We start from the raw sequence: 13,856 nt of genomic DNA on the forward strand, positions 1-13,856 counted from the left end.
CTCAGAAGTCTCCGTACAACGATTCGCGCAACTGCTGCCGGAACGGCTCCAGCTTGTGCGAATGCGGGTGGAAGCCCAGTCCGATCCAGCGATCGATTTCCTTGCCGTTGCCATCGATCTGCAGTTCGTGACGGAACATTTCCTGGGTCGTGATCAGGTTGTCACTGACACCGGTGATTTCCGTGATCGAGACCAGCACGCGCCGGCCGCTGCCCAGCCGCGAGATCTGCACGATGAAGTCGATGGCGCTGGCGATCTGCCGGCGCAGGCTGTCCTCGCTGCCCTGGAACCCGGCAAACCCGGCCAGCATCTCGATGCGGTACAGGCAGTCGCGCGGAGAGTTGGCATGGATGGTCGCCATCGAGCCGTCATGGCCGGTGTTCATCGCCTGCAGCATTTCCAGTACCTCGGCGCCGCGCACCTCGCCGACCACGATACGGTCCGGGCGCATGCGCAGGCTGTTGCGGACCAGATCGCGGATGCTCACCGCGCCATGGCCTTCGGCGCCACCGATGCGGCTTTCCAGGCGGACCACGTGCGGGTGGTTGAGTGACAGTTCGGCGGTGTCCTCGACGGTGATCACGCGTTCGTTCGGCGGCACGTAGCTGGCCAGTGCGTTCAGCAGTGAAGTCTTGCCGGAACTGGTGCCGCCGGACACCAGGATGTTGCAGCGGCCCAGCACCATGGCCTTCAGCAGCGCCTGCATCGGCGCATCGAAGGTGCCCTTGGCCAGCAGCTCGTCGGGGGTGAACGGATCCTTGCGGAACTTGCGGATGGAGACCATCGGCCCATCCACTGCCAGCGGCGAGATGATCGCGTTGAGGCGGCCACCGTTGGGCAGGCGCGCATCGACCATCGGGTTGGAGTCGTCCAGTCGGCGGCCCAGCGGCGCGAGGATGCGGCGAAGGATGCGCAGCAGGTGCGTGTCGTCGGTGAAACGCTGGGTGGCGCGCTTGAGTTGTCCTCCCTGCGAGACATGCACATCCTTGAACCCGTTGATCAGGATGTCCTCGATCGTCGGGTCGTGCAGCAGGTCGTCGAGCGGGCCGAAGCCGGTCAGCTCCTTGACCAGGCCTTCGGCCACCACCTGCATCTCCTCCTCGTTGATCGGGATGCGCCATTCCTGGATGAAGCCCACCGTCTGCACCTGCACCCAGCGGGCGATGGTGTCAGGGGCCCAGGAATCGATGTCGATGCGCTCGTCCTCGATGCTGTTGAGCAGGTGCTCATGGGCGGCCGACAGCACCTTCTGGTACTGCTCGGTCTGCGCGAACGGCAGGTGGGCCGGGGCGCTGTCGGGCAGCACCGGGCGGGTGGCGGCATGTGGGAACGGGGTTACCTTGTCTTCCATTGCGATCCACCCAGGGCAAGGGAGAGTCTTTCCCGCAGGCCATGGGCCTGGACCGGGCAGGCAGCCGGATCCAGGCGCGACACAAGCGGGGCGAGGGCACGCAGGTAGGGGTCGCGCGGTGCGTCCTGCAGCAGCAGATGTCCCTGGCTGGCCGCCAGGCGCACGCGCGGGCGTTCGGGCAGCGTGGCCAGCAGTGGCACTTCGAATCGGCGTGCGATCTGGTCGGGACTCATGCCGCTGCTGTCGTCGTGGCGATTGATCACCAGCTGCAGGCGCTTCTCCCGTTCGCGCTGGCCGGCCAGGTGCTTCAAGGCCTGGTCGAGCGATACCAGCGTGGCGATCGAGGCGTCCGTGACCAGCCAGATCTCGTCGGCCTGGTCCAGCAACAGCGGCGGTAGCTGCCGCAGCGGGCAGCCACCGGCATCGCACAGCACGCTGGCGAATACGTGGCGCAGGCGCTGCAGCAGCGCAGCCGGATCGGATGGCGGCACCGCATCGCTGCCGCTGGCGCGGTCCAGCAGCACCAGGCCGGTGTCATGGCGAGCCATCGCAGTGCGGGCGAGGGTGGCGTCGATGCGGCTGGCGTTGCGCAGCGCGTCTTCGTAATGGAAGCGGCTGTCCAGGTTGAGGTACAGCGCGAGGTCACCCGAAGGCTGGGCCAGCTCCATCAGCAGGCCATCCTGCTGCAGTGCCTCGCCCTGCGCCAGCGCACGGGTCTGCTGTGCCAGCACCGAAAGATGCGCGGCCAGCGTACTGGTGCCCACTCCGGCGCGCACGCCCAGCAGCACGATCAGGCGCGCCTTGTGCGCGTGCTGCGCGGCGGCAGCCGGTCGCGGCGACAGGGCGCGGCGCAGCGCGGCCTCGATGCCGACGTTGTCGCTGTCCAGGTCCAGCACATCGCGCAGGCCCGCCCGCAATGCGATGACGATGCCTTCCACCTGGCCGGTACTGGTGGCACCGACGGCAACCAATGCAAGATCCGGTTCGGTCTGTTGCAGTTGCTGCGCCAGTACGCTGGAGGCGGCGGCATGTTCAGGGCGGAAATCCAGCAGCACAAGGCTCTGCGGACCGCGTTGCAGGTCCAGAGCGGAGGTCGGCGCGCTGCTGTCCTGCCAGTGCAGGGTAGTGGTCGGCGGCAGTTTGGCCGCCAGCCGGGGCAGCAGTTCGCGATCCATTCCGTACAGGACCAGATTCATCGGCGGTCCTTGCGGATGCAGCGGCTGGGCAGTGGCGTAGGGCATGGGCGTGGTATCGCAGGCATCATGGAATCAGCGTGAGAAGCCGGGTACCGGATCCTGGCTGATGGGACCCAGCAGCCAGGCGCCCCATTCGGGCATGTGCGGCTTGGCCTCGCGTTCGCCAGGCAACGGCAGCTCGGTGTTGCGCGCCAGCGGCTGCACCAGCCGCGGCGTGACGATGATCACCAGCTCCTTGTCCTGGCGCTTGTAGTCGAAGTTGCGGAAGAACGAGCCGATGATCGGCAGGTCGCCCAGCAGCGGGATCTTGCCGACGTTGGAGACGACATTGGAGCTGACCAGGCCGCCGATCACGAAGCTCTCGCCATCGCCCAGTTCGACCGTGGTGTCGGCACGGCGCGTGGTGATCGAGGGAATCTGCACGCCATTGAGGGCAATGGCGTTGCTGTAGTCCAGATCACTGGCTTCCGGTGCGACCTTCAGCGCGATGCGGTTGGGGGCCAGTACCGTTGGTGTCACCGTCAGGCCGATGCCGAACGGTTTATAGGTGATGGTGGTGGTGCCCAGGCCCTGCGGTTCCAGGATCGGCAGTTCGCCGCCAGCCAGGAAGCTGGCGCTCTGGCCGGATAATGCGACCAGGGTAGGTTCGGCCAGCACGCGCGCCATGCCGTTGCTCTGCAACAGGTCGACATCGGCGTTCCACAGGCCCTTGGTCGAGCCGAACACCAGCCGGAACGCCGAAGAAATGGGCGACTCGGCCTCGTTGCCGGAGTTGCCTTCCTTCATGCCCGGCAGGATGCCGGTGTTGCCCGGCAACTGGCCGCCCGGGCGGGCGAAGCCGTAGGCGAAGCTGCCATTGCGGTTCTGGAAGCTGATGCCGATCTGCTTCAACGCGGTCTTGTTGAATTCGACCACCTTGACCTCGACCTGCACCACGCCGCCGCTGCTGACCGTCGACGCGTCGGCAAGCAGCCCGTCCTTGCCCAGCGCCATGGCCGCGGTCTTCTGTTCCTGCATGTGCGAGAGCACGCTATCGGTGCTTCCCTGCAGCAGGCCCTGGTTGTCCTGCTGGGTGAACACCAGCCCGTTGGAGCCTGCGTCTGCCGCGCCCTGCACGGCACTCTGCACCCGCACGTGCAGGCGTTGCGGCTCGGCCTGCTTGCGGTGCCACAGCAGGAGGGTCGTCGTACCCGGCGCTTTTCCGACCAGCAGGGCCTGGCGCTGCCCACGCAGCATCACGATGTCGGCGACGCCTGGGTCGGCGATGGCGACCCGTTCCAGATCGGCCGGAAGCGTCCACGGGCGCTGCTCACGCGCCTGCAACACGAGATCGTCTGCGGCCACGCTTGTTGCCGGAGCCAGCAGCACCAGCAGCAGGGCCAGCCAGCGCTGGCGGGGGGAGGGGCGTGGGCGGCGGCGTTCGGTCATGGATGCGCTCGATGCAGGTCAAAGGGAACCGCGGGGGGCGGAGCTGTCGCCACGGATGATCTCGATGCCCGACGCACGCGGTGCGCTGCGTCGAGCCGCCGGCGCATGCACCGGGGGCTGCGGGTTGCTGCGGGCTGCGCTGTTGCCGCGGCCGGCCAGGGCATCACCATCGATGCCGGCGAAGGCGTGGTTCTCCGGCCGCTGCAGTGCGAGCTGCTGTTCGGCATCGAGGCCACGCACGGGATCGATCACGCCACGCGCCTGTGGGAACAGTGCAAGGTCGGGTTGCCCCGTATCGGCCGGGTTGCGCAGGGCAAGGAACAGCTTTCCCTGCTGCGCACCCAGCAGCAGCCGGTTGGCATCGGCCACCGGCACTGCCAGCACCGCACTGCGTGCCGGCTGGGTGGCCTCGTTGCCCGAGCCATGATTGCTGCCATTGCCGGTGATGTCGGCGGCGCGGGGATCGTTGCGGGTATCGCCTTCGTTGCCGGCGACGGCATCGCCGGTGACCGGAGCGATGTCCTGTTGACCGTAGCTGAGCACGCGCAGCCGCGACAGCAGCAGGCGGGTCTGCGCGGCCTCTGCCGGACCGCTGGCGTTGGGCTGGGCATTGCGCAGGTTGAGGAAGACATCGACGAAATCACCCGGCAGGATGCGGTTTCCGGCGCCGACCAGTTCGTCCACCGGGACGGCCAGCGCGCGTTCGCCGGGGCGCAGCTGCAGCGAGAATCCCTGTGCCAGGGCGCCGCTGCTGATGGCGGTGCCCTCGGCGATGTCCTGCACCGGCACCTTGCCGACCACGGCCGAGATGCTGGTGGCAGCACCGGCTACCGGCGTGGTCCGCTGCGCAAGGCGCACTCCATTGGCAGAGATCGGTTCACCGGCCGGCAGTCGTGCCACCGCCTCTACCACGGTGATCGCCTGGGCTTCGCTCTGCGCAACCGGGGCAACCGTGGCCGGCGCGGCCTGCTTGCGCCCGATCATCAAGGCGATCACCGCCAGCAGCACGGCCAGCCCGATCAGGGCGACGGCAGCGATGCGGGTCAACTTGAGCATGGAACCGTCTCCTGTGCCGATGGTCAGTTGCCGCTGCCGAGGTCGAGCTGGGCGACCGCGACACTACGGATGGGGGCCTGCATCACCCACTTGTAAAGCGTGGCGGTGCCCGGCAGGAAGGGATGGCTGGCGTAGTCGTAGCTGACGGTCACCGTCATGCACTGGGCAGTGGCCAGGCCGGCGCAGGGTGCCTGCGCGGAGACAACGATTGCGTTGCTGCCGCCATTGCTGCAGTCGACACCCTGTCCAGAGAATTTCAACAGCCACTGCATCGAACTGCGGGCTGCTACGCAGGCTGCGGTACGCCGTTCATTGGCGCTGCCATAGCGCAAGGAAGCGCGAGCACCCTCGGCCGAGGCCGTCGCCAATGTCTGTTGCGCGGCCATGATCATCACGCCGGAGAACGTGAACAGCAGCAGTGGCAGCAGGCCCAGCATGAGCATCAGGGCAAATTCGATGCTGGCTGCACCGCGTTGACGCCGTGGATTGCGGATGTTCATGCCACACCTCCATAGACGCTTGCCAGGACCCAGCCGATGCCGGTGATGGCCAGGTACGCTGCGTAGGGAATGCCATGTCGTCCCTGGCGCGCGGCCTGCATGTCGCGCAGGGCGGGGTGCGATTGCCATTGGCTGCTGGCGCGGTTGACCTGCATCTGAAGGCCTGTGGGCAGCATCACGCCCAGGCGGCGGCCAACAATGATCACCGCCGCGTGCAGGCCGGCCGCGAGACTGGCCACCATCCAGATCGGCAGCAGGGCTTTCCAGCCCAGCATCAGCCCCAGTACCGCGAAGAACTTGACGTCACCGGCGCCCATCCAGCGGATGGCATAGAACGGCAGCAGGGCCACCAGGCCGAGCGCCGCGCCCGCCGCGTGGGCAGGCCACGGCTGGCGCGGCGTGCTGAACTGCCCCGCGATGATCAATGCGATGGCAATGATGGACGCAGACAACAGCCAGGCATTGGGCACCCGGCGGGCATACAGATCGCTGATCGCGATCCGCAGGCACACGCCGATGGCCAATAGTCCCAGCAACGTCATCGCACACTCCGTCGTCCGTCATTGGACAGCCTGCAGTTGCCACCGGCACATCCCAGCACCGCTGCAGGGATGTGCGATGCGCGCAGGCTCAGCCGCCACCGCCGGTCGCAGGTGCCGACCCGGAGGCCTTGGTGGCAAGGTCGGAGAGGTTCTTGAACAGCGTCTCGAAGAACCCCTTGATCTCCTTGTTGCCGACCGCGATCAGGATGCCGGCGATGACGGCGGCCAGCAGCCCGTACTCGAGCGCGGTGACGCCATCTTCTTCCTTCAGGAACTTGCGGATGGATGCGTTCATGGCCTTGTCTCCCTCTACTTGTTGTCTGCAGATGCAGGACACCTGTTGGGCGGTGGCCCGGCTCCGCCGGGATCGTCCGTGGGCCCCGCACATCCTGGCGGGGTGGCATGACGGGAATGACCCGCCGTGCTCATTCCTGGTGATCTGCCCCGGGGGAAATGCCGGCCGCAACGTCGCAACCACGCGGCGATGCGCCGGCGGTCGAACTGTTCTGCGATACGGTCGTGGTCATACGCTCCCCCAGGTGTGGTCGTTTTTGAAGCGACCGGATCACCGTGTCGTCGACTTTGCCTGAATGGCGGTTGGCTGCAACTGGAACCTATATGCAAATTCGGCAGAAACGCGGCAGCCCTTAAACTTTCAGGTTGTTTCTGTGACGCGTATCCGTTCGCTGGCAAAACGATTCATCGACGTGCAGATATTGTGATGGAGCAAATGGTGCATGCGAATATCGTGCCACTGGCGACGACATTTTCTTCATCTCTGTATCTATTTTCTTCAGTACGGAGTTCGGGTTTACCTTCGATGATTATCGGGCATACTCGCTCTCACGTTGCTGCTTTCAACCGGGTTGGTCGCGTGGCACCGGCCGAGGCCATCCCGGCAATGGCGAAGGTTCCTGGAGGAATGGTGTGGCCCTGTCAGGCAGTGGGGGCCGCAGCGAGTTGCGGATCAATGGGGGGACGACACTGTCATGGTCGATGGTGGGGTAGAAGACAGCGACGACAGCGGCCTGCGATCGATCGATCTGGCGACGCTGGGCGGCGTACTTCGCGTGTGCGATGTCGAACTGCTGCTGCTCGATGGCAACGGGCCGCGGGCGGCCTTCGCTTCGCGCGTGCATGAGGAAGCCCTGTTCTGCAGCATCAGTTGCGGTTTCCACTGCCGTGGCCGCTTCATGCTGCCACCCGACTGGGCGATGCTGGGGTATCTGCACGCCACCGATGAAACACTGAGCTGGTGCCACGGGGTGCCGCTTGCACCGGGGATGGCGCTGACGGTGATGCCCGAAGGCATCAGCGAGTTTACGCTCAGCCCCGGTACGCACATGACCCTGATGCTGGTGCCGGTCGCACGGGTGCAACGCAAGTTGACCGAACTGAGCCTGCGCAGCACACCGCCCGCGGGCCAGGCACTTTCACTGTTCAATCTGGCGAACGATTCGGCACCACTCGCCCATCATTATCAGCAGCTGCATCTTCAGCTCGGCCAGGGCGCTGGCCTGCAGCCGCAGGAAACCGAACGATTGCTGCATGAGCACGTGCAGGCCCTGCTCGGTGCAGGCGCCGCCGATCGCCCCGGCTGCAGCCGCGCCCGGCGCACGCATTATCTGATCGCGCAGCGGGCGGAGAACTTCATGCGGCTCAACCTGCGCCGCAATATCTACATGAACGAGATATGCGACGCGGCGGGTGTCAGCGAACGCGGCCTGCGCTATGCCTTCGAGGACCTGTTCGGAACTTCGCCCAACCGTTATCTGTCGATGCTGCGCCTGTGCGCTGCCTGCCGCAGCCTGTCCATGGCCGATTCCAGCCGCCGTTCGGTGAAGGCGATCGCCCTCAGCTGTGGCCTATGGGACCTCTCCCGCTTTGCCGACAACTACCGCAAGGTTTTCGGCGAGCTGCCGCGCGATACGCTGATGCGCGCTCCCGCGCAGATCGGCCAGCCGGCCTGAATCAAGCGCCGCAAGGGTTTCGGGGTGGTTTCTGCCGGAATTGCCCATGCGCTTGCCGATATCGTTGCCGCTTCTGCATAGCCCGCTGCCGATTCCGGCCGTGGATTTGCCGGAATGCGCGATTGCCGTGCCGGAATGAAGTGCGCAGCCACCGTTGCAAACGCTGAAATGTCAGTCACCTGCCTAACGGCAAGTCCACTGACATTCAAGTTGTTCGCCTACGGGGGAAGTGCTCATGAATCGCATCTACCGGCGTGTATGGAACCGCCAGCTCAATGCTCTGGTTGTGGCCTCGGAACTGGCCACCGGCGACAGCGGCGGCAGCGCCGCGCGGGATCCGCGCGCCTTCCTGCTGATGCCCACCACGCTCGCCCTGGCACTGCTGTGTGTGCTGGCCAGTGGCCACGCGGGAGCATCCGAATCCAATCAGTCGCTGCGTGATCTGCAGGCTCTTGCAGCCAAGTACACCCAGCCGATGCCAGTCAAGGTCGATGCCGAGGTAGCCCTCGCGGCTGCCGCAAGCCAGGCCCAGAGCAGCCCGGCGATCAGCGCGGATGCGCGCGTCGGCCTGCAGTTGAGCACCGCGTCGCTGCCGGTGGTGCGTCACGTGCTGCCGGCCTCCGTGCAGGTCAAGCTGGCCGCGAACACGGCGCCGAAGCAGGTCGCCGTGCCAAGGCTTGCCGCTGATGTCCGAGCGAATGCCAACATCGCTCTTGGCGGCGCGCAGGTGGCATCAATCGATACCGGTGCAAAGGCGGCCGCCGGCATCAGCGGCGCGCCGGCGGGCGCACTGCGGGGTCTGAAGGCTTCTGTGGATGGGGCGCTGGATTCGAAGCTGAAGGTGGCAGGCCACCAGATCGACGCCCAGGGCCAGGTAAAGGCGACGGCGGCGATCACGCTGCCCGCCAAGGAGGAATTGCCGGGAGAAACCCACGATCGCGCGATCACCGCAGCATTCGATGCTGGTGCTGCCGGCAAGGTGCGCGTGCAGGCGCCGAATGGCCAGGAAGTGGTTGCCGATCGCAATCTGAAACTGGCCGGCCAGGCAACGGTTGCGGCGCAGAACAGCGCGCTGGGTGTCGGTGGGCTGGTGGGTAGTGCGGTCGGCGCCGCAGGCAATGCAGTCGGTGGTGCGCTCAACGGCACCGTCGGTACGGTCGGCAGCGCGGTCGGTGGTGCCCTCAATGGCACGGTGGGCAGCGTGGGCGGCGCCGTAGGCGGCACGCTCAACAACACTGTAGGCGCCGTGGGTGGCGCACTGAATGGCACCGTAGGCAGCGTCGGTGGTGCGGTCGGCGGAGCCCTCAATGGCACGGTCGGCAGCGTCGGCAGTGCCGTGGGCGGCGCGCTCAACAACACCGTGGGCGCCGTTGGCGGCGCACTGAACGGCACCGTAGGCACCGTCGGTGGTGCGGTCGGCGGCGCCCTCAATGGCACGGTCGGCAGCGTGGGCGGCGCCGTAGGCGGCACACTCAACAACACTGTAGGCGCCGTAGGCGGCGCACTGAACGGCGCCGTAGGCACCGTCGGTGGTGCGGTCGGCGGCGCCCTCAATGGCACGGTCGGCAGCGTGGGCGGCGCCGTAGGCGGCACGCTCAACAACACTGTAGGCGCCGTGGGTGGCGCGCTGAATGGCACCGTAGGCAGCGTCGGCGGTGCCGTGGGCGGCACGCTCAACAACACTGTAGGCGCCGTGGGCGGCGCACTGAACGGCGCCGTAGGCAGCGTCGGTGGTGCGGTCGGTGGTGCCCTGAATGGCACGGTTGGCAGCGTGGGCGGCGCCGTAGGCGGCACGCTCAACAACACCGTGGGCGCCGTAGGCGGCGCACTGAACGGAGCCGTGGGCACCGTCGGTGGTGCGGTCGGCGGCGCCCTGAATGGTACGGTCGGCAGCGTCGGCGGTGCCGTGGGCGGCACGCTCAACAACACCGTGGGCGCCGTAGGCGGCGCACTGAACGGCGCCGTAGGCAGCGTCGGTGGTGCGGTCGGCGGCGCCCTCAATGGCACCGTCGGCAGCGTGGGTGGCGCAGTCGGCGGCACGGTTGGCAGCGTCGGCACTGCGGTCGGCGGCACGCTCAACAACACCGTCGGTTCCGTCGGCGGTCTGCTCAATGGCGCCACCGGCTCCGGCACTGGCCTGGGTGGCCTGCTGGGCAACACGCTCGGCAACGTCGGCAGTGCCGTGGGCAACCTGCTCAACGGCAACCTCAATGGCACCCTCGGCAATCTGGGCAGCGCGGTCGGCGGCCTGGTCGGCGGCACGCTCGGTGGCCTCGGCCTGACCAAGCCCTCGGCGATCCCGCCCACCAGCCCGAAGGCGCCGGCTCCGGCCGATCCGAACGCGGGCCTGATCATCGGCACCGGCGGCCTGGTCGGCAATGTGGGGCAGCTGATCGGCCCGACCACCACCAGCCTGTTCGGTGGCAACGGCTACCTGAGCAACGGTAACCTCAAGCTCAGCAACGCCAACGTGATGCAGACCTACTCGACGGTCAATGTGCTGGGCCTGCCGGTGGTCAACCTGTCGCCAGTCGGCAGCACCCTCAACGGGCTGGGCGGTGCCGCTACCGGTGGCAGCTCGCACCTGACCCTGATCGGTGGCGTCACCTCCGACAGCTACATCTACAACATCAACAACGGCAATCCGGGTGGCCTGCTGGGCCTGCTGCTGCCGAAGGACTCGCCGGCGTGGGCCGCCAAGTGCCTGGACGTCGCCCTGGCTGACATCTCGTGCTGGGCCGTGAACGCCGCGCAGGACTACCAGGTGCTGATGGGCGATGGCGCCTTCGCCAACGGTTCGAAGGAAGTGGTGATCGGTGCCAATGCACGGCACGAATTGCCGAAGGTCGATGCCAACGTCGCCTTCCCGGGTGATGGGGTCAACGACCCGAGCAATCCGACCGGTGTGCCGACCGCCGACTACGCTGCGCGCATGGGCCATTCGGTGATCGTCGGCGACAGTGCCGTCGGTACCGCAAACGGGCAGACCCTGCTCGGTGCTGAAGCCACCTCCAACCAGGCCAACTCGGTCGCACTGGGCTACCGCTCGGCCGCACTGCGCGGCGCGCAGGCCAGCTACAGTGCTTACGGCCTGACTGCTCCGCAGGTTTCGGCGGGCGAAGTGTCGGTGGGCACCGCCGGTGGTGGCGAGCGCCAGATCACCAACGTGGCTGCCGGTAGCGTCAACACCGATGCGGTCAACGTAGCCCAGCTGAAGGGCGCGATCAGCCTGATCAACGGCGTGGCCGATGCCGCCGTCACCTACGACCTGGATGCTGGCGGCAATCCGAACTACCGTCGTGTCACGCTTGGCGCGGGCACCGGCACCACCACCATCGGCAACCTGGCCGGCGGTGCGGTCACCACCGGCAGCCTGGAAGCGGTCAATGGCGGCCAGCTGGCGGCGACCAATGCTGCCATCGCCAGCTTCTTCGGCGGCCGCGCGGCCTTCGATCCGGCCAGCGGCGCGTTCACTGCACCGCTGTTCGAGATCAGCACCATCTCCACCGGCGGCGCCATCGCCAAGGGCCTGTATGAGAACGCCACTGATGCTTTCGCCGCGGTCGACGGCTCGCTGGTCAATCTCAACACGCAGATCACCGATATCCGCAACGGTGGCACCAAGTACCTGCGGGTGAACTCGACCGGTACCGAGGCGCTGGCCACCGGCGCCGACTCGATCGCGGTCGGTACCAACGCCCGCGCCACCGCTGCCAACAGTATCGCGGTGGGTGCCGGCAGCCTGGCCGACCGTGCCAACAGCGTGTCCATCGGTGCGGCCGGTGCCGAACGCCAGGTCACCAACATGGCCGCCGGTACCGCCGCGACCGATGCGGTCAACCTGGGCCAGCTGCAGGCGTCGGAGCAGGGCGCCCTGCGCTATGACCTCAACGGCGACGGCAGCGTCAACTACGCCAGTGCCACGCTGGGCCAGAGCGGCACCGCCACCACGCTGCGCAACCTGGGCCCGGGCCAGGTCAGCGCCACCAGCAGCGAGGCCATCAACGGTGCCCAGCTGTTTGCGGCCAACCAGGCCGTTGCCACCCACCTCGGAGGTGGCGCGGCGGTCAACGCCAGCGGCGTGCTGACCGCACCGACCTATTCGATCAACAACGTGGCCGCCAACGGCACGATTACCAAGGGCAACTACAACGACGTCGGTACCGCCTTCGACGCGGTCAGCAATTCGCTGGCCAACGTTGCCGACCAGACCGGCGAGATCGACAAGCTGGCCGTGAAGTACGACGTCGACGCCAGCGGCAACGTGCTCAACAGCGTGACGCTGACGGGCACCGGCACCGGCGCGGTGAAGATCACCAACGTCGCCGCCGGCAGCATCCTGGCCGGCAGCAGCGATGCCATCACCGGCGACCAGCTGTTCAACACGAACAGCACCATCGCCAACTACTTCGGTGGCACCACCGCCTACAACGGCACCACCAACGTGTGGACCGCGCCGAAGTTCAGCATCTCCAGCATCGCCACCGATGGCACCTTCACCAGCGGCGACTACAACAACGTCACCGCCGCCTTCACTGCGGTGGACGGCTCGCTGAAGGTCCTCAACCAGCGCATCACCAACGGCGGCGGTGGCAGTGCCTACCTGGCGGTGAACTCGACGGCAGCGGCCGCAACGGCGGCCGGGGCGGAGGCGGTGGCGGTCGGCCCGCAGGCCAGTGCGGCCGGTGCCAACAGCGTGGCGGTCGGCAACGGCGCCAGCGCCAGTGCCGGCAACAGCGTGGCACTGGGTGCAGGTTCGGTGGCCAGCGTCGGTGCGCAGAGCGGCTACACCGGTGCCTACGGCCAGACCGGTGCCAGCAACTCGGCCGGTGAGGTCTCGGTCGGCAGTACTGGCAGTGAGCGCAAGATCACGCATGTCGCCGACGGTTCCGATACGTACGACGCAACCAATGTCGGCCAGCTGAAGAACGGCGTGAACTACGCCATCGACGAATCGAAGAAGTACACCGACCAGAAGATCCAGAACATCACCAACGTGGCCGGCAGCTTCCGCGCCAACAACACCAACAACCTGGCCGACCCGTCCGCCAGCGGTGCCAACTCGGCCGCCGGTGGTGCAGGCTCAACCGCAGCCGGCGCCAACTCGACCGCGCTGGGCAATGGTTCGCAGGCGCAGGCCGACAACTCGGTGGCGCTGGGTGCGGGTTCGGTGGCGAACCGGGCCAACACGGTCTCGGTGGGTGCCGCTGGTGCCGAACGCCAGGTGGTCAACGTGGCCGACGGCTCGCAGGCCACCGATGCGGTCAACGTACGCCAGCTGCAGGCCTCGCAGCAGGGCACGATCCGCTACGACACCACGGTGAACGGTGCGACCAACTACAACAGCGTCACCCTGGGCAGCACCAGCAGCGGCCCGACCACGGTGCGCAACGTCGCCGCCGGCACCGCCGGTACCGACGCGGTCAACGTGGACCAGCTGAAGTCGGGCATGGCGCAGACCCTGGATTGGTCGAAGGCGTACACCGACGAGCGCATGGGCGGCTTCGAGCGCGACCTGCGCAAGACCGACAACCGCGCCTCGGCCGGTATCGCGTCGGCGATGGCCACCGCAGCGCTGCCGCAGCCCAGCGAAGCGGGCCGCAGCATGGCCTCGGTCGCCGCTGGCAGCTACAACGGCGAGTCGGGCGTGGCGATCGGTATCTCCGGTGTCTCTGAAGGTGGTCGCTGGATCTACAAGTTCAGCGGCTCCACCAACAGCCGTGGCGAGGCCGGTGTGGCCGTCGGTGCCGGCATCCAGTGGTGATCCCCGCGGCCGGGCCGCACGCGCGGCCCGGCATCGCGGAAACGTCCAA

General features: G+C 67.2%; 9 protein-coding genes. 2 read left to right on the plus strand and 7 right to left on the minus strand.

Going from position 1 to position 13,856, the window contains the following annotated elements; all coding sequences use genetic code 11:
- Position 1: 1 nt before the first annotated feature.
- The 7 genes from AC5P9L_RS05765 to AC5P9L_RS05795 form a co-directional block, all read right to left on the minus strand.
- Positions 2 to 1,351: a TadA family conjugal transfer-associated ATPase gene (locus tag AC5P9L_RS05765; protein WP_005413742.1), complete on the minus strand. Its 1,350-nt coding sequence runs from the start codon at positions 1,349 to 1,351 to the stop codon at positions 2 to 4.
- Positions 1,336 to 2,592, minus strand: a complete 1,257-nt coding sequence (locus AC5P9L_RS05770; protein WP_032965901.1) for a CpaE/TadZ family protein — start codon at positions 2,590 to 2,592, stop codon at positions 1,336 to 1,338. The genes AC5P9L_RS05765 and AC5P9L_RS05770 overlap by 16 nt, the downstream gene beginning before the upstream one ends.
- Positions 2,593 to 2,619: 27 nt before the next feature.
- Positions 2,620 to 3,975 (minus strand): secretin GspD/PilQ domain-containing protein, encoded by a 1,356-nt coding sequence (locus tag AC5P9L_RS05775; protein ID WP_279915786.1) that lies wholly within the window; start codon positions 3,973 to 3,975, stop codon positions 2,620 to 2,622.
- Between the two features lie 18 nt (positions 3,976 to 3,993).
- A complete protein-coding gene (cpaB, locus tag AC5P9L_RS05780) occupies positions 3,994 to 5,031 on the minus strand; it encodes a Flp pilus assembly protein CpaB (RefSeq protein WP_049475426.1) in 1,038 nt (345 codons plus the stop codon).
- A 23-nt stretch (positions 5,032 to 5,054) separates the two neighbouring features.
- Positions 5,055 to 5,531, minus strand: coding sequence for a TadE/TadG family type IV pilus assembly protein (locus tag AC5P9L_RS05785; protein ID WP_043035235.1), 477 nt, complete (start codon positions 5,529 to 5,531; stop codon positions 5,055 to 5,057).
- Positions 5,528 to 6,073 (minus strand): A24 family peptidase, encoded by a 546-nt coding sequence (locus tag AC5P9L_RS05790; protein WP_005409992.1) that lies wholly within the window; start codon positions 6,071 to 6,073, stop codon positions 5,528 to 5,530. The genes AC5P9L_RS05785 and AC5P9L_RS05790 overlap by 4 nt, the downstream gene beginning before the upstream one ends.
- 88 nt (positions 6,074 to 6,161) lie before the next feature.
- Positions 6,162 to 6,368 carry a Flp family type IVb pilin gene (locus AC5P9L_RS05795; RefSeq protein ID WP_043035237.1) on the minus strand — a complete coding sequence of 69 codons (207 nt, stop codon included), beginning with the start codon at positions 6,366 to 6,368 and terminating at the stop codon, positions 6,162 to 6,164.
- Positions 6,369 to 7,062: 694 nt separating this feature from the next.
- Here AC5P9L_RS05795 and AC5P9L_RS05800 point away from each other — a divergent pair.
- Together AC5P9L_RS05800 and AC5P9L_RS05805 are read left to right on the plus strand one after the other, a co-directional pair.
- A complete protein-coding gene (locus tag AC5P9L_RS05800; RefSeq protein ID WP_005409990.1) occupies positions 7,063 to 8,043 on the plus strand; it encodes an AraC family transcriptional regulator in 981 nt (326 codons plus the stop codon).
- Positions 8,044 to 8,278: 235 nt separating this feature from the next.
- Positions 8,279 to 13,807 carry an ESPR-type extended signal peptide-containing protein gene (locus AC5P9L_RS05805; protein WP_262101622.1) on the plus strand — a complete coding sequence of 1,843 codons (5,529 nt, stop codon included), beginning with the start codon at positions 8,279 to 8,281 and terminating at the stop codon, positions 13,805 to 13,807.
- Positions 13,808 to 13,856: the final 49 nt, after the last annotated feature.

This window comes from Stenotrophomonas sp. YJH_SMC_64 (genome assembly GCF_059371375.1).